General features: G+C 69.9%; 15 protein-coding genes. 13 read left to right on the top strand and 2 right to left on the bottom strand.

Going from position 1 to position 16,421, the window contains the following annotated elements; genetic code table 11:
- Window positions 1-168: 168 nt before the first annotated feature.
- From FFS25_RS06850 to FFS25_RS06820, 7 genes are all read left to right on the top strand, one after another.
- Window positions 169-1,188, top strand: coding sequence for a PhoH family protein (locus FFS25_RS06850; protein ID WP_249933811.1), 1,020 nt, complete (start codon window positions 169-171; stop codon window positions 1,186-1,188).
- The gene (ybeY, locus tag FFS25_RS06845) at window positions 1,185-1,691 is read left to right on the top strand and encodes an rRNA maturation RNase YbeY (RefSeq protein ID WP_171004124.1); all 507 of its coding nucleotides are present in this window, start codon (window positions 1,185-1,187) and stop codon (window positions 1,689-1,691) included. The genes FFS25_RS06850 and ybeY overlap by 4 nt, the downstream gene beginning before the upstream one ends.
- 67 nt (window positions 1,692-1,758) lie before the next feature.
- The gene (locus FFS25_RS06840; protein ID WP_137802344.1) at window positions 1,759-2,811 is read left to right on the top strand and encodes a GTPase Era; all 1,053 of its coding nucleotides are present in this window, start codon (window positions 1,759-1,761) and stop codon (window positions 2,809-2,811) included.
- Between the two features lie 45 nt (window positions 2,812-2,856).
- Window positions 2,857-4,395, top strand: a complete 1,539-nt coding sequence (locus FFS25_RS06835) for an LCP family protein (RefSeq protein ID WP_053447344.1) — start codon at window positions 2,857-2,859, stop codon at window positions 4,393-4,395.
- A 256-nt stretch (window positions 4,396-4,651) separates the two neighbouring features.
- Window positions 4,652-6,406, top strand: coding sequence for a 2-isopropylmalate synthase (leuA, locus tag FFS25_RS06830; RefSeq protein ID WP_137802343.1), 1,755 nt, complete (start codon window positions 4,652-4,654; stop codon window positions 6,404-6,406).
- Between the two features lie 7 nt (window positions 6,407-6,413).
- A complete protein-coding gene (gene recO, locus FFS25_RS06825) occupies window positions 6,414-7,169 on the top strand; it encodes a DNA repair protein RecO (RefSeq protein ID WP_024290493.1) in 756 nt (251 codons plus the stop codon).
- 20 nt (window positions 7,170-7,189) lie between these two features.
- On the top strand, window positions 7,190-7,975 hold the full coding sequence (locus FFS25_RS06820) for an isoprenyl transferase (RefSeq protein WP_081609399.1): 786 nt from the start codon (window positions 7,190-7,192) through the stop codon (window positions 7,973-7,975).
- Window positions 7,976-7,983: 8 nt separating this feature from the next.
- On the opposite strand, the gene FFS25_RS06815 is transcribed toward FFS25_RS06820, so the two are convergent.
- Window positions 7,984-9,084, bottom strand: a complete 1,101-nt coding sequence (locus tag FFS25_RS06815) for an alpha/beta hydrolase (RefSeq protein ID WP_171004123.1) — start codon at window positions 9,082-9,084, stop codon at window positions 7,984-7,986.
- 64 nt (window positions 9,085-9,148) lie between these two features.
- Here FFS25_RS06815 and FFS25_RS06810 point away from each other — a divergent pair, with 64 nt between their 5' ends.
- Window positions 9,149-10,252, top strand: coding sequence for a quinone-dependent dihydroorotate dehydrogenase (locus FFS25_RS06810; protein ID WP_058871114.1), 1,104 nt, complete (start codon window positions 9,149-9,151; stop codon window positions 10,250-10,252).
- Window positions 10,253-10,346: 94 nt separating this feature from the next.
- On the opposite strand, the gene FFS25_RS06805 is transcribed toward FFS25_RS06810, so the two are convergent.
- Window positions 10,347-10,976, bottom strand: coding sequence for a DUF3043 domain-containing protein (locus tag FFS25_RS06805; RefSeq protein WP_058870922.1), 630 nt, complete (start codon window positions 10,974-10,976; stop codon window positions 10,347-10,349).
- Between the two features lie 60 nt (window positions 10,977-11,036).
- Here FFS25_RS06805 and FFS25_RS06800 point away from each other — a divergent pair, with 60 nt between their 5' ends.
- The 5 genes from FFS25_RS06800 (at window position 11,037) to FFS25_RS06780 (ending at window position 16,325) form a co-directional block, all read left to right on the top strand.
- Window positions 11,037-12,470, top strand: coding sequence for a dipeptidase (locus FFS25_RS06800; protein WP_137802341.1), 1,434 nt, complete (start codon window positions 11,037-11,039; stop codon window positions 12,468-12,470).
- A gap of 157 nt (window positions 12,471-12,627) precedes the next feature.
- Window positions 12,628-12,996, top strand: a complete 369-nt coding sequence (locus tag FFS25_RS06795; RefSeq protein ID WP_058870920.1) for a HesB/IscA family protein — start codon at window positions 12,628-12,630, stop codon at window positions 12,994-12,996.
- A gap of 244 nt (window positions 12,997-13,240) precedes the next feature.
- Window positions 13,241-14,164: an aa3-type cytochrome oxidase subunit II gene (gene ctaC / locus FFS25_RS06790; RefSeq protein ID WP_137802340.1), complete on the top strand. Its 924-nt coding sequence runs from the start codon at window positions 13,241-13,243 to the stop codon at window positions 14,162-14,164.
- A 14-nt stretch (window positions 14,165-14,178) separates the two neighbouring features.
- Window positions 14,179-15,924 (top strand): aa3-type cytochrome oxidase subunit I, encoded by a 1,746-nt coding sequence (ctaD, locus tag FFS25_RS06785; RefSeq protein ID WP_006213230.1) that lies wholly within the window; start codon window positions 14,179-14,181, stop codon window positions 15,922-15,924.
- Complete coding sequence (locus FFS25_RS06780) at window positions 15,921-16,325, top strand: cytochrome c oxidase subunit 4 (RefSeq protein ID WP_006213229.1); 405 nt, start codon at window positions 15,921-15,923, stop codon at window positions 16,323-16,325. Before ctaD ends, FFS25_RS06780 begins: the two co-directional genes overlap by 4 nt.
- Window positions 16,326-16,421 lie beyond the last annotated feature (96 nt).

The following is a 16,421-nucleotide window of genomic DNA, read 5'->3' as shown; positions in this document are numbered from 1 at the left end:
CGCAGCGCAACGGAAGGCGGCAGCGGCCACACGGCCCTCACCATGGATCACAGCACCCTCTCGGACACCGAAGCGGACCCGCAGCGTCCCGTCGGGGCACCCGCGCAGGACGCGTCCCCGGAGCAGGAGCGCGTGCGGCGCACCGTCGTCTTCCACGACCGCGAGACCATGGTGCGCAGCATCGGCCAGGCCGATTCCGCGCTGACCCAGATCGAGCTGGCCCGTCCGGGCACCCATCTGCGCGCCCACGACCTCACCGTCTCGGTCGACGGCCGCGCGGAGGACGTCGCCGTCGTCGTCGCGCTGCTCGAGGAGATCCGAGCCCTGGCCTCCCAGGGGACGCTCGTCACCCCGCAGGTGATCGCGCAGCTGATGGGCATCCTGGGCAGGGATGCGGCGGCACGGCCCTCGAGCGCTCTGAACCAGGACATCCTCAGCTCGCGCGGGCGCACCATCCGCCCCAAGACGATCAACCAGAAGCTCTACGTGGACGCCATCGACGACCACACCGTGACCTTCGGCATCGGCCCGGCCGGCACGGGCAAGACGTACCTGGCCATGGCCAAGGCGGTGCAGGCACTGCAGCGCAAGGAGGTCTCGCGGCTGATCCTCACGCGTCCCGCGGTCGAGGCCGGCGAGCGGCTGGGCTTCCTGCCCGGCTCCCTCAACGAGAAGATCGACCCCTACCTGCGGCCGCTCTTCGATGCCCTGCACGAGATGCTCGACCCGGACGCGATTCCCAAGCTCATGGAGGCCGGGACCATCGAGGTGGCCCCGCTGGCCTACATGCGCGGGCGCACGCTCAACGACTCCTTCATCATCCTCGACGAGGCCCAGAACACCACGCCCGAGCAGATGAAGATGTTCCTCACGCGCCTGGGCTTCGGCTCCAAGATCGTGGTCACCGGCGACATCACCCAGGTGGACCTGCCCGGCGGCACATCCTCGGGCCTGCGCCAGGTCGAGCACATCCTCCACGGCGTCGAGGACATCGCCTTCCCGGAGCTGACCAGCGACGATGTCGTGCGCCACGAGCTGGTGGGGCGGATCGTCGATGCCTACGAGGTCTTCGGCGTGACCAACCGCCGGCGCCAGGAGCGCCGCGAGCGCAAGGACGCCCGTCGTGAGGCCGCAGCCCAGCGCGGGACGTCGCAGGACGCACAGGAGCGGCAGGGGGAGGACGCATGAGCGTCGAGTTCGACATCCGCCCGCTGCCGGAGGACGCCACGGCCGCCGATCGCGCCAGCTGGGAGGCGTACGTCCCGGCGCGGCAGCGGGAGCTGATCGAGCACTGCTTCCGCGAGCTGCACCTGTCGAAGTCCGTCGAGCTGTCGATCGCCGTGGTCGACGAGGACGAGATGTCCGAGCTGCACGTGCAGTGGATGGATCTTCCCGGGCCCACCGACGTCCTGTCCTTCCCCATGGACGAGCTGCGCGCCGGCACCGCCCAGGAGCCGACCGAGGGCGTGCTCGGGGACATCGTGCTGTGCCCGCCGGTGGCCGCCAGGCAGGCCGCCGAGGCCGGGCACAGCACCGAGGACGAGTTCGCCCTGCTGACCGTGCACGGCATCCTGCACCTGCTCGGCCACGACCATGCCGAGGACGACGAGCGCACGACCATGTTCGCCCTGCAGCGACAGCTGCTCAGCGGCTTCCTGGGCCGGCAGGCCCCCGCCGAGACCATCCGCTGAACCGCCGCCGAGCGCAACGCAGCGGCCATCCCGTCCTCACCACGACACCTGAGAGCAGCACCTGAAGATGAGCGAGACAACCCGGACCGGCGGCCCCGCGCAGTGGGATGACCCCGCACAGACGCGCGCGGGCTTCGCCGTCTTCGTGGGACGGCCCAACGTCGGCAAGTCCACGCTGACCAATGCGCTGGTCGGCGAGAAGATCGCGATCACGTCCAACCGCCCGCAGACCACGCGCCACACCATCCGCGGGATCGTGCACCGGGACAGCGGCCAGCTCGTGCTCGTCGACACGCCGGGGGTCCACCGCCCGCGCACGCTGCTGGGGGAGCGGCTCAACGAGCTCGTGAGCGAGACCCTCAGCGAGGTCGACGTCCTGGGCATCTGCATCCCGGCGGACGAGAAGATCGGCCCCGGCGACCGCTTCATCGCCCAGCAGCTTGCCAGTGCTGGGCGCAAGCCGATCGTGGCGATCATCACCAAGGCGGACAAGGTCGATCGCGGGGAGCTCGCCGAGCAGCTCATGGCCGTGGAGGCCATGGGTCGCGAGGTGCTCACCGCGGAGCACGTGGAGTTCCAGCGCCGTCAGGCCATCAGGGCCAGGAAGCGCGGGCGCGACTACACGCCGACTCCGGTGCCCGAGGACATCGGATTCGCCGATGTCATCCCCGTCTCGGCGGTCGACAGCTTCAAGCTCGAGGAGCTGGCCGAGCTGCTGATCTCGCATATGCCGATCTCCCCGCCCCTGTACCCGGACGGCGACCTCACGGACGAGCCGGAGATGACGCTCGTGGCCGAGCTCGTGCGCGAGGCGGCCCTGGAGGGCGTGCGCGACGAGCTGCCGCACTCCCTGGCTGCCGTGTGCGACGACATGATCCCGCGCGAGGACCGGCCCGAGGACGATCCCATGCTGGACGTGCACGTCTCGCTGTATGTGGAGCGCCCGTCGCAGAAGGCCATCGTGATCGGCAAGCAAGGGGCCCGCCTCCGCGAGATCGGCGCCACGTCCCGTGCTTCGATCGAGCGGCTGCTCGGCACCCGGGTCTACCTCAGCCTGCACGTGAAGGTGGCCAAGGAATGGCAGCGCGACCCGCGGCAGATGTCACGGCTCGGCTTCTAAAAGCCCCGAGGCCACCCCCCCCCCAGATCGACCGGAACAGAGCACGTGAGCACACACCCCCGAGATGACGCAGCAGCCGACGAGCGCACCACCGAGCCGGAGCAGCTCGGTCGTCACTGGAGTGCCGCGTCCGCGCCGCCGGAGGGGCGGCGCTGGGGACTGATCATCGCGGCCATGCTTCTGGCCGTCGTGGTGGGCATCGGCGGGCTGAGCATCTTCAAGCTGCAGCAGAACCTGGTCACCAGCCCGCTGAACCTGGGGCAGGAAGAAGCGGAGGACTCCGGGGCCACCGACATCCTCATCCTCGGCTCGGACACCCGCGCCGGTGAGGGGAACTCCCGCTACGGGGAGGTCGAGGAGGGCAACGGCGGCGGCAAGACGGACGTCATGATGCTGGCCCACATCTCGGAGGACCGCGAGGACGTCACGGTTGTGTCCTTCCCCCGCGATCTGATGGTGGAGATCCCCGAGTGCACGGACCCGGAGAGCGGAAAGACCTACCCTGCGCAGGATGCCGCCATGCTCAACTCGGCGGGGGAGAACGGCGGCCCCGGCTGTACGGTGGCAGCGATCAATGAGCTCACCGGCCTGAGCATCGATCACTTCATGCTCGCCGACTTCGACGCCGTGACCGAGCTGTCGCGCAGCGTGGGCGGCGTGGAGGTCTGCGTGAACCACGAGGTCGAAGACCCCAAATCCGGGCTCGAGCTGCCGGCAGGCACCTCCACGGTCGAGGGCGAGCAGGCCCTGGCCTTCCTGCGCTCCCGGGCGGCCTTCGGCGACGGCGGCGACGAGTCCCGCATCCGCTCGCAGCAGCAGTTCATGTCCTCGCTGGCGCGCAAGCTCAAGGCCGAGGGCACGCTGAGCAACATCCCTGCCCTCTACGACATCGCCGATGTCATGACGCAGAACCTCCACGTGGACGAGCAGCTCGGCAATGTGACCCGCATCGTGGGGCTGGCCGGGGAGCTGGCGGACGTGGATCTCTCGCGGGTGGTGTTCGTCTCGGTGCCCTCCGAGGTCTACCCCCAGGACCCCAACCGCCTGCAGCTCGACGAGAAGCCGGCCGAGGAGCTCTTCCAGGTCCTGCGCCAGGACGGCTCCCTGACCGAGGACGGTGAGCCGGAGGCCTCCGCATCCCCGTCGGCCTCGGCCGGCGCCAGTGCCACAGCCACCGCCGCACCCACCGGGAATGCGGCCGCCGAGCCCACGGGCGCGGCCTTCAGCCCCGACACGGTGCCCGTGACGGTGAACAACGCCTCGGGCGCCGAGGATCGGGACCAGGAGCTCGTCGACCGGCTCGGCGAGGCCGGCTACGACCTCGCCGAGCTCGGCGAGCAGTCCGAGGAGGACCTGCCGGGCACCCAGCTGCACTACGCCATGGGTTGGCAGGGCGCCGCGGAGCAGGTCGCCGACGAGCTCGGCATCCCCGAATCGCAGATCGCCCCCGGCGACGACCTGCTCAGCGGCCTCTCGCTGACGGTCGGCGAGGACTTCGCCCAGGGGGAGACCATGGACGTCGATGCCGAGGTCCCGGACGAGTACAGCGGCCAGACTGCGGAGCAGTTCACCTGCCAGCAGTGAGGCCTCAGGCGGTGCGCGGGCGGCTCTCGCGTGGTGATACGGTCAGGAGCATGTGCACGGCCGCGAAGCTACTGCTGATCTGCCGCAGCGGGTCCTGATCCTGGCCGGATCCCGTCCCCGACCTCACGGTCGCTCGGACGTCGAGATCGCCAGGAAAGGGCCGGATCCCGCTGCGGCGTCTGCCATGCCCGGCCCGATCCGCTCCGCACCCCTGCCGCCCGGCGCTCCCGCGCGGCGAGAGAGACAGGTTCCACTCATGCAGAATCGCCAGCAGCCCTCGGGAATGCCCACGCACAAGTACCGTCCTTTCCACGAGCAGATCCCGTTCTCGCTGCCGGATCGCACCTGGCCGGACCGCACGATCACCCAGGCCCCGCGCTGGTGCGCCGTCGACCTGCGCGACGGCAACCAGGCCCTGATCGATCCCATGGACTCCCAGCGCAAGCTGATGATGTTCGAGCTGCTCGTGAAGATGGGCTACAAGGAGATCGAGGTCGGCTTCCCGTCCGCCTCGCAGGTCGACTTCGACTTCGTGCGCCGCCTCATCGACGAGGACCGCATTCCCGAGGACGTCTCGATCCAGGTCCTGACCCAGTCGCGCGAGCACCTGATCCAGCGCACGTTCGAGGCCATCGCCGGCGCCCCGCAGGCGATCGTGCACCTCTACAACTCGACGTCGGTCCTCCAGCGCCGGGTGGTGTTCCGCTCGGATGAGGACGGGATCGTCGACATCGCCCTGACGGGTGCGCGCCTGTGCATGAAGTACGAGGAGCAGCTCGCGGCCACGACCGACACCAGGATCGTCTACGAGTACTCGCCCGAGTCGTTCACCGGCACCGAGCTCGAGTTCGCGGCGCGGATCTCCAACGAGGTCGCCGAGACCTTCGAGATCGGCGGCGACCGCGAGATGATCCTCAACCTGCCGGCCACCGTCGAGATGGCGACCCCCAATGTCTACGCCGATTCGATCGAGTGGATGACGCGCAACCTGTACCATCGCGATTCCACGATCCTGTCGCTGCACCCGCACAACGATCGCGGCACCGGCGTGGCCGCCGCCGAGCTGGGCTACCTGGCCGGGGCGGATCGCATCGAGGGGTGCCTCTTCGGCAACGGCGAGCGCACGGGCAATGTGGATCTGGTGACCCTGGGGCTGAACATGCTCACCCAGGGCGTGGATCCCATGATCGACTTCTCGGACATCGCCCACATCCGCTCCACCGTGGAGACCGCGAACCAGCTTCCGGTCCCCGAGCGCTCCCCGTACGGCGGCGACCTGGTCTTCACGGCCTTCTCCGGCTCGCACCAGGACGCGATCAACAAGGGCTTCGACGCCATGCAGGCCGATGCCCAGCGCCAGGGCGTCTCGGTCGAGGAGCTCGAGTGGGCCGTGCCGTACCTGCCGATCGATCCCAAGGACCTGGGCCGTTCCTACGAGGCCGTGATCCGCGTGAACTCGCAGTCCGGCAAGGGCGGCGTGGCCTACCTCCTGAAGACCGAGCGCGGGCTCACCCTCCCGCGCCGTGCGCAGATCGAGTTCTCCGGCGTGGTCCAGCGCCACACGGAGGACAGCGGAAGCGAGATCAGCGGCGAGCAGATCTGGGAGATCTTCCAGGACGAGTACCTGCCTGCCGATCACGAGGGCAACCGCTGGGGCCGCTACCGCCTCACCTCGATCAGCACGCACTCCGAGGACGACGGCGACACTCGCCTGGACCTCGGCCTGGAGATCGACGGCGCCGCGCGCCAGCGCTCCGCCAGCGGCAACGGCCCCATCGACGCCCTCATCCAGATCCTGCGCGCAGAGGGAGTCGACCTGCGGCTGCTCGACTACTCCGAGCACACGCTCTCGGCCGCCTCGGACGCCCACGCCGCCTCGTTCGTCGAGCTCGCGGTGGGGGAGAAGGTCCTGTGGGGTGCGGGCATCGACTCCTCGACCACGCGCTCGTCGCTGAAGGCCGTCGTCTCGGCGGTCAACCGGGCGGCCCGCGCGGCGTCCCAGGAGGCTTGAGGCCGAGATGGCCCGGGGCTCGTCGTTCGCCTCGGCGTCCTACCGGGACACCGGGGTCGTGCTGCGGACCTACCCGCTGGGGGAGGCCGACCGGATCGTGGTCCTGCTGACGCGGGAGCACGGTCAGGTCCGGGCCGTGGCCAAGGGCGTGCGGCGCACGAGCTCCAAGTTCGGCTCCCGGCTCGAGCCCTTCACCCTCTCGGACCTGCAGCTCGTGCACGGCCGCAGCCTGGACATCGTCTCCCAGGCGGTGGCACGCAAGACCTGGTCCACGGCCATCGCCTCGGACTACTCCCGGTTCACCGCGGCGGCTGCCATGGTCGAGGCCGCCGAGCAGCTCTCGACCGACGACGGCCAGCAGACCCGACCGCAGTACGACCTGCTGATCGGGGCGCTGTCGGCGATGGCCCGGGGGTTGCACGCCCCGGATCAGCTGCTGGACTCCTACCTGCTGCGGGCCATGTCAGCGGCCGGGTGGGCGCCGTCGTTCACGGTCTGCGCCCAGTGCGGCGATCCGGGCCCGCATCGGTCGTTCGTCGCCCAGCTGGGCGGGATGGTCTGCGATCGCTGCCGTCCGCCCGGCTCGCTGTCCCCGGACGTGCGGGTGGTCGCCCACCTGCAGGCGCTGCTGGACGGCGACTGGCCCCGGGTGGATGCGGTCGAGCCCCGCACCGCCCGGGCGGCCGCCGGTATCATCGGCGCCTACGTCCAGTTCCATCTGGAGCACGCCGTGAAGTCGCTGCAGCTCGTCGAGCGCGACTGATCCCCGTCGAGAGGACCCCTGTGAGGCGCTTCGCACCGCCCCCGGCCCACCCTTCCGGTGCCGTGGCTCCGCCGATCCCGGCCCAGTTCGTGCCGCGGCATGTGGCCGTGGTGATGGACGGCAACGGGCGCTGGGCCAATGAGCGCGGCCTGCCGCGCAACGAGGGCCACCGCGCCGGCGAGCGCGCCCTGGTGGACGTGGTCGCCGGTGCCATCGAGATGGGCATCCCCTATGTCTCGGCCTACGCGTTCTCGACCGAGAACTGGAAGCGCTCGCCCAGCGAGGTCGCCTTCATCATGAACTTCACGGCCGAGGTCATGCAGCGCCAGCTCGACACGTTCCACGAGTGGGGCGTGCGCATCCGCTGGGCGGGGCGCCGGCCTCGCCTGTGGCGCTCGGTGATCGACCGGCTCGAGACCGCCGAGCGGGAGACCCGCGATCACGATGTGGCCACGCTGACCATGTGCGTGAACTACGGCGGACGGGCCGAGATCGCCGATGCCGCAGCCGCCATGGCCCGCGATGCCGCCGACGGCCGCCTCAACCCTCGGAAGATCGACGAGAAGACCCTTCAGGCCTACCTCGACGAGCCGGATCTGCCGGACGTCGATCTGTTCCTGCGCTCCTCCGGAGAGCAGCGGATCTCCAACTTCATGCTGTGGCAGTCGGCCTACGCCGAGCTCGTCTTCCAGGACGTCCTGTGGCCGGACGTCGATCGTCGGACGCTGTGGGCCGCCGTCGAGGAGTTCGCCCGTCGCGACCGCCGCTACGGCGGGGCCGTGGACAAGGTGACCGGCGGCGCCTGAGCCGGTCCTCAGCCGCCGGGCAGGCGCTGTGCGATCTCGCGCAGCCACCCGCTGAGATCGGCGAAGGCCCGCTCGCGCACCTGCGGGGCGGAGCGGTGGATGTCGTGCAGGCCGCCGTCGTAGGAGATCACCCGCGGCGTGCGGGACAGCACCCCGATCCCGCGCCGCACCTGCCGCACGTCCAGCACCGTGTCGCGGCGGGTGGCCAGCGGAGTCCACCACGGCAGGAACAGGCTGGCGCGGGCGGTCTGCAGCAGCACCGGGGCCTGCACCCGGGATCCGTCGCGGTGCAGCTGACGCAGCCGCAGATGCCCCTGGTGCGCGGCCAGCAGGAAGCCGACCGTGAGCGGGAACGAGGTCTGCGGGCGCCAGCGCGGGTCCAGCTCCCATTCACCCTCGTGGTCGGCCGAGAGGCTGCGGTAGTAGCTGCTGGTCAGCCGCAGCGGCAGCGGACGGCCGTGCCAGCGCCGCGGCACCCTGCGCAGCACGGCGACCAGGGCCCGGCCCGTGAGGTCGTGGGCATGCGAGGCGATCCACGGCGTGGCCAGTGCGAGGCCCGCCGGAGGCTCCTGGGCCAGCAGGGCCGCAAGGCTGAGCAGCAGCCCTCCGGTCGAGTGCCCGATCCACACGATGCGCCCCGGTTCGGCCGGTGCGCCGTCCTCGGCGATCGTGCGCACGGCCTGCTGCAGGTCCTCGCGGTACTCGCGCATGGACTCGGCGTAGCCGGGGACGTCCGGACGAGCCAGGACGTCGTCGTCCAGGGCGCGGCCGTAGCCGTGCAGGTCCACGGCGTAGAAGCGGAACCCGGCCGCCGAGACCGTGCGGGCGAGCTCGGGATTCGCGAAGTAGTCCGACCACCCGTGGACATAGATCACCGTGCCGGCTGCCCGCTGCTGCGCCTCGGCGTCCGTGGGACCGCGGTCGGGATCCTGCTCGCAGCCGGGGTCCTGCCCGGGGAGGTGGCGCACCAGCGTGGCGCGATCGTGGACCCCGCGCCCCGTCACCCGAAGCCGTCGGGCCTGGAACCCCGGTCCCAGCACATCCTCGCTCCACGGCCTCTCCGCACTCCCGCCCTCCGGGGCGAGGGCCTGCTCCTGGGCGCTGTGCACGATGGCGGGCCTCCTGGGGCGCGATGCGAGGGAAGTGCGCCGGCATTCTGCGAGAATGTCGGCCATGCGCCTCTACCCTATGTTCTTCCGCCTCGCGTTCTCCGGGATGGATCCCGAGCGGGCCCATCACCTCGGCTTCCTGGGCATCCGCCTGTCTCGGAGCCTCGGCGTCTCGGCGGTGCTGCGCCGGCTGTGCGCGCCCGGTCGCGATCAGGCCGTGGAGGTCATGGGCCTGCGCTTCCCATCGCGCTTCGGACTGGCTGCCGGCTTCGACAAGGGCGCCCAGGGGATCCCCGCGCTGGCGGATCTGGGCTTCGGGCACGTGGAGATCGGCACGGTGACCGCCCAGGCGCAGCCGGGCAACCCGCAGCCGAGACTGTTCCGCCTGGTCGAGGACCGCGCCGTCATCAACCGGATGGGCTTCAACAACGACGGCGCCGTAGCCGTCGCACCTCGCCTGGCCCAGGCCCGTCGCGAGCTCGACGCCGACTGGTCCGGGCGGGCCCGTCCGGTCATCGGGGTCAACATCGGCAAGACCAAGGCAGTCGCGCTCGAGGACGCCGTGGCCGACTACCGCGCCTCGACCCGTCAGCTCGCTCCGCTGGCCGACTACATGATGGTCAACGTCTCCTCGCCGAACACCCCGGGACTGCGCGAGCTGCAGGCCGTCGAGTCGCTGCGGCCCATCCTCGCCGCCGTGCGGGAGGAGTCAGAGGCCGCTGCGGGGCGCCGCATCCCGCTGCTCGTGAAGATCGCCCCGGACCTGGCCGATGACGACGTCCGCGCTGTTGCCGACCTGGCCCTGGAGCTGGGCCTGGACGGGATCGCCACCACGAACACGACGATCGCCCGCGATGGCCTGGGGCTGCGCACCGATCCGGGGGCGGTCGCGAAGATCGGCGCCGGAGGCCTCTCGGGCGCGCCGCTGGCCCCGCGGGCCGAGGAGGTCCTGCGCATCGTCCGCGCGCACGTGGGGGACCGGCTCACGATCATCGCCGCCGGGGGAGTCGCCTCCGCCGAGGACGCCCGGCGCCGGCTGGAGGCCGGTGCCGATCTGGTCCAGGGCTACACGGCCTTCCTCTACGAGGGGCCGTTCTATGCCGCCAGGATCGTGCGCGGGCTGCGTCGCGGGAGCCGCCGTCCGGGCCGCCGCGCGCGCCGGGGCTGAGCACGAGCCCTCAAGAGCGGCTGAAGGCCCTCTCCCCGCGGGGAGAGGGCCTTCGGCGCAGCTGCTCGCACCGCGCCGGAGCGAGGAGGGAGACTCAGGAGGGGCGCTGGCCCCGCTTGACCTGGGGGCGGGGCATGCGGGTCGAGCGCAGGTTCATGGCGCGGGTGACCGCGTAGAAGCTCGTGCCGGACTCGCGGCTGCCGAACTTGCGGTTCAGGCCGCGACGCACGCCGATGACCAGCAGGATGCTGTCGAGCACTGCCATGGCGATCAGCGCGTAGAACACGGCCACGCCGATCTGCTGCAGCCCCGAGGGGATCAGCAGGAAGACCAGGGCGATCAGCGCGATGGGCATGAGGAGCTCCGCGACGTTCCAGCGGGAGTCCACGAAATCGCGCACGAAGGCCTTCTGCTCGCCCTGATCGCGTGCGGGCAGGTAGCGGCGGTCGCCGGCGGCCATCCCCTGCTGGGCCGTGAGGCGCTGCTCGCGCCGGGCGGCGCGGTCGGCCTGCTTGGCGGCCTTGCGGTCCTCCGGGACCAGCGGGCGCACGCGCGCGGCCTCCTGCTGACGGCGCGAGGGCGTGGGACGGCCCTTGCCCTCGGTCTTGGGACCGCGGTGCCGAGCCTCGTCGTGCTCCGTCTGCTCGGCCTCCGGGGCGGCGGCCGTGGAGCCGCCGACGGGCTCGTCGGTGGTCTGTGCTTCCTTGCTTCTGCGTCCGATCACCCGTCGAGTCTAGACGACCGCCCGCGACGCAGCGCGCTGTCGTCGCTAGGATCGGCGTCCATGAGCGACAGCGAGCAGACACCGCCCCTGACGGCCCCCGCCCATGTGGCCGGCATCGACCGAGAGGCCTTCCGCCGGGCGGTCGACGACGAGTTCGAGACTGTGATCGATCAGCTCACCGAGCTGGTGGCGATCCCCGGCATCGCCTGGGACTCGTTCGACCAGGAGCCCCTCGAGCGATCGGCGAAGGCCGTCGCCGCGCTGATCGAGGCCGAGGGCTTCGACTCGGTCGAGATCCACGCGGCCGACGGCTCCGAGTCCCACCCGGCGATCCTGGCCCGGAGGGAAGCCGCAGAAGGGCGCCCGACGGTCCTGCTCTACGCCCACCACGATGTCCAGCCCCCAGGAGAGCTCTCCGCCTGGACCACCCCGCCGTTCGAGGCCCAGCAGCGCGACGGCCGCCTGTGGGGCCGAGGCGCAGCCGATGACAAGGCAGGCGTGCTGGCCCACGTGGCCGCCGTGCGCGTGCTGCGCCGGATACTCGGAGAGGACCACGGCCTGGGCATCACCATGTTCATCGAGGGGGAGGAGGAGGCGGGCTCCCCGCACTTCGCCGAGTTCCTGGCCCGCCACAGCTCGGCCCTGGCCGCCGATGCGATCGTCATCGCCGACTCCGCCAACTGGCAGGTCGGGGTCCCCACGCTGACCACCAGCCTTCGGGGCGTCGTGGGCGCGATCGTCGAGGTCAGCGGCGTGGACCACACCCTCCATTCCGGCGGCTACGGCGGGCCGGTGCTGGACGGGCCCACGCTGCTCTCCCGTCTGATCGCCACGCTGCACGACGACGACGGCGCCGTGGCCGTCGAGGGCCTGCAGCGCCACGAGGGAGCCGAGAGCGGCGAGCAGCTGCACTACGACGAGCAGCAGTTCCGCGCCGATGCCGGAGTGCTGCCGGACGTCCGGCTGGCCGGGCGGGGGAGCCTGACCTCGAGGCTGTGGACGCAGCCGGCGATCTCGATCACCGGCTTCGACGCGACCGCCGTGGATGTCGCCTCGAACACGATCGCCCCGAGCGCCCGGGCCAAGATCTCGCTGCGCATCGCCCCTGGCCAGGATCCGAAGGAGGCCGCGCGGGCCCTGGTGAGCCACCTCGAGTCGCACGCTCCCTTCGGCGCCCGGGTGGAGGTCGAGATCGAGGAGACCGGTCCCGCCTTCGCCACCGACACCTCGGCCCCTCCCGCCCAGGAGATGCTCTGGGCGCTGGGCGCGGCCTGGGGCCGTCCCAGCGTGGAGATGGGCATGGGCGGATCGATCCCGTTCACGGCCGACCTGCAGGCCATGTACCCGGAGGCCGCGATCCTCGTCACGGGGATCGAGGACCCGGACACGCGCGCCCACGGGATCGACGAGTCCCTGCATCTGGAGGACTACCGCCGAGCGATCTTCGCCGAGGCGCTGTGGCTCGCGGCTCGGGCGGCCTCGTCGGGCAGCTGAGCCGCTGCCCCGGCGCGCCGGAGCCGTCGTGCGCGCCGCGGCCGCGCGGCGGATGGACGCGGGAATGTTCTCGGGTCCACACTGGTTCCAGGTTGCAGCAAGGCTGCCACGTCCCGCTCCTCGTCTTCGAGGGCGGACAGCAAGGAGGAGAGAGCGCATGACCGTCACCACCGACACCGTCACCACCGAGGGACTGCCCACGCACGGGGTCACCCTGACCGAGACCGCCGCGCAGAAGGTCAGCGCCCTGCTCGAGCAGGAGGGCCGCACCGACCTCCGCCTGCGCGTGGCCGTGCAGCCCGGCGGCTGCTCCGGTTTGATCTACCAGCTCTACTTCGACGAGCGCGTCCTCGACGGCGACGCGGCCAAGGGCTTCGACGGCGTCGAGGTCATCGTCGACAAGATGTCGGTGCCCTACCTCGAGGGCTCCACCATCGACTTCGAGGACACCATCGAGAAGCAGGGCTTCTCCATCGACAACCCCAATGCGCAGGGCTCCTGCGCCTGCGGCGACTCCTTCAGCTGATCCGCGCCGCGCATCGGCGCCAGGCCCCGCGGCTCCCCTCGAGGGGAGCTGCGGGGCCTTCGTCGTGCCGGGCTGCGAGCCCCAGCCTGGGGCGGCAGCATGCCCCGGAAACCAGGACACACGGCTGACGAAGTGTCAGCACGTTCGGGGCGCAGGGGGTAAACTCCAGGAGAAACCCCAGGCTCCTGACCGTCGCCAGCACTCGGACGGGCAGGACCGCGATCGAGAACAGGAAGGGCTGTCTGTGAGTTCGCTTTCCCGAACCGTCAGCCGACGCCGCCGGACGCTCACGCTGAGCGCACTCGGAGGCGCAGCGCTGCTCGCCCTGACGGGCTGCTCCGCGGAGCTGAACCAGCAGGTCCGCAACGGATTCATGCCGGTGGGGGACTCTGCCCCCACGGACAACGCTCAGGCCATCCTGGACCTGTGGGTCGGCTCGTGGATCGCGGCCATGGCCGTCGGCCTGGTGACCTGGGGCCTGATGCTGTGGTGCATGATCGCCTACCGCCGTCGCAAGAACGAGGTCGGCTATCCCCGCCAGGTCGCCTACCACCTGCCGCTGGAGATCTTCTACACCTTCGTGCCGATCGCTCTGGTCGTCACGCTGTTCGTGTTCTCGGAGCGCGTACTGGCGGACATCACCCCGCGCCATGACAACCCGGACACCACCATCCAGGTCATCGGCAAGCAGTGGGCCTGGGACTTCAACTACACCGATGACGACGTCTACTACTCGGGCACGCAGGCGCATCTGAACACGGACGGCTCGGAGGGCGTCGAGGACACGCTGCCCACGCTGTATCTGCCGGCCGACAGCGATATCGAGCTGGAGATCACCTCCCGCGACGTCATCCACTCGTTCTGGGTCCCCGCCTTCCTCGAGAAGATGGATATGATCCCGAACCAGACCAACTACCTGTCGTTCACCACCGGCGATGAGGGCACCTTCCAGGGCAAGTGCGCCGAGCTGTGCGGCGAGTACCACTCGGAGATGCTCTTCAACGTCGAGATCGTCTCCCAGGAGGAGTACGACCAGCAGATGCAGGCTCTGCGCGACCAGGGCAACACCGGCCAGCTCGGCACCGAGTACGACCGCAACCCGAACACCAATGACGAAGCGATCGAGAACCAGGACTCCATGCCCGGCTCGACGTACGACGAGAACTGAGGGACGGAGAGAATATGACCACTCTCGAGTACTCAGCCAATGACTCCGCCGCGGTCGCACCGCGGGTCGTGCCCCGCTCCAAGGGCCGGATCATCGTCAGCTGGCTGACCACCACGGACCACAAGACGCTCGGGTACATGTACCTGATCACGTCCTTCGCCTTCTTCTGCCTCGGCGGCGTCATGGCGCTGCTGATCCGTGCAGAGCTCTTCGCTCCCGGCATGCAGATCCTGGAGACCAAGGAGCAGTACAACCAGCTGTTCACCATGCACGGCACGGTGATGCTGCTGATGTTCGGAACCCCGCTGTTCATCGGCCTGGCCAACGTGCTGGTGCCGCTGCAGATCGGCGCGCCGGATGTCGCCTTCCCGCGACTGAACGCGCTGGCCTTCTGGTTCTTCCTCTTCGGCTCGACCGTCGTCGTGATCGGCTTCCTGACCCCGCAGGGCGCCGCGTCCTTCGGCTGGTTCGCCTACGCTCCGCTGAACTCCACCACGTTCTCGCCGGGAGTCGGCGGCGACCTCTGGGTCTTCGGCCTGGTCCTGCAGGGCTTCGGCACGATCATGGGCGGCGTCAACTTCATCACCACGATCCTGTGCATGCGGGCTCCGGGCATGACCATGTGGCGCATGCCGGTGTTCGTCTGGACCTCGCTGATCACCGCGCTGCTGATCATCATGATCTTCCCGCCGCTGGCGGCCGCGCTGTTCGCACTGGGCATGGACCGTCGACTGGGCGGGCACATCTTCGACGCCGAGAACGGCGGCGCGATCCTGTGGCAGCACCTGTTCTGGTTCTTCGGCCACCCCGAGGTCTACGTGCTGGCGCTGCCGTTCTTCGGCATCGTCTCGGAGATCATCCCGGTGTTCTCCCGCAAGCCGCTGTTCGGCTATGTCGGCCTGGTCTTCGCGACCATCGCCATCGGCGCGCTGTCCGTGACCGTGTGGGCCCACCACATGTACGTCACCGGCTCGGTCATGCTCGGGTTCTTCTCGTTCATGACCATGATGATCGCGGTGCCCACGGGCGTGAAGTTCTTCAACTGGATCGGCACCATGTGGCAGGGCTCGATCACCTTCGAGACTCCCATGCTGTGGGTCCTGGGCTTCCTGTTCACGTTCCTCTTCGGCGGCCTGACCGGCGTCATCCTGGCCACCCCGCCGCTGGACTTCCAAGTCTCGGACTCCTACTTCGTGGTCGCCCATTTCCACTACGTGATCTTCGGCACTGTCGTGTTCGGCATGTTCGCCGCGTTCTACTTCTGGTGGCCCAAGTTCACCGGCAAGATGCTCAACGAGCGTGTCGGCAAGGTCCACTTCTGGATGCTCTTCGTGGGCTTCCACATGACCTTCCTGATCCAGCACTGGCTCGGTGTGGTGGGCATGCCCCGCCGCTACGCCGATTACATGCCGGAGGACGGGTTCACGTTCATGAACCAGTTCTCGACCATCGGCGCCTTCCTGCTGGCAGCCTCGATGGTCCCGTTCTTCTGGAACGTGTACATCACGCACAAGCGCGGCAGGAAGGTCGAGGTCGACGATCCCTGGGGCTTCGGCGGCTCGCTCGAGTGGGCGACGTCCTGCCCGCCCCCGCGGCACAACTTCGTCTCGCTGCCGCGCATCCGCTCGGAGCGCCCGGCCCTGGACCTGCACCACCCGGAGCTGGCGGCCCTGTCGCCGGATCCTCACACCGGTGACACCGAGGCCAACCCGACCGAGCGGGATCGCCGCGAGCACGACACCATGGAGGCCACCCGATGAAGGCAACGATCCAGGTCATGTGGCTGCTGACGGCGTTCTGCATCGTCGTGGGCTTCATCTACGGGTTCGTGACCGACTTCCACGAGCTGGCCGGCTTCCCGGCCCTGCTGGCCGTCGGCGTGATGTCCGCCTTCCTCGCGGTCTACTTCCAGCTGACGCTGCGTAGCGCCAAGGCGATGCTCCCTGAGGATGACCTCGAGGGCGAGATCTCGGACAGCGCCGGCGACTACGGGCACTTCTCCCCGTGGTCCTGGACGCCGCTGCTGTTCGGCGCCGGTGCCATGATCTTCGTGCTCGGCCTGGCCATCGACTGGTGGATCGTGGGCCTCGCGTTCCCGATCGCCATGCTCGGCGTGTTCGGAATGGTCTTCGAGCACAGCCGCGGAGAGCACGCCCACTGATCTCCGGCTCCGTCGGTCGAGGGCCCCGCCGTTCCCTGAAAGGAGCGGCGGCGCCTTTCGCATGTCCGGGTGCAGGCTGCTGAGGCGGCCGAGCGC

It is taken from the genome of Kocuria sp. 2SI, assembly GCF_005502825.1.
Classification (GTDB): Bacteria; Actinomycetota; Actinomycetes; order Actinomycetales; family Micrococcaceae; genus Kocuria; species Kocuria palustris.
Note: the sequence above shows the minus strand (reverse complement) of the source record. Positions and strands in the feature narration are given on the sequence as shown.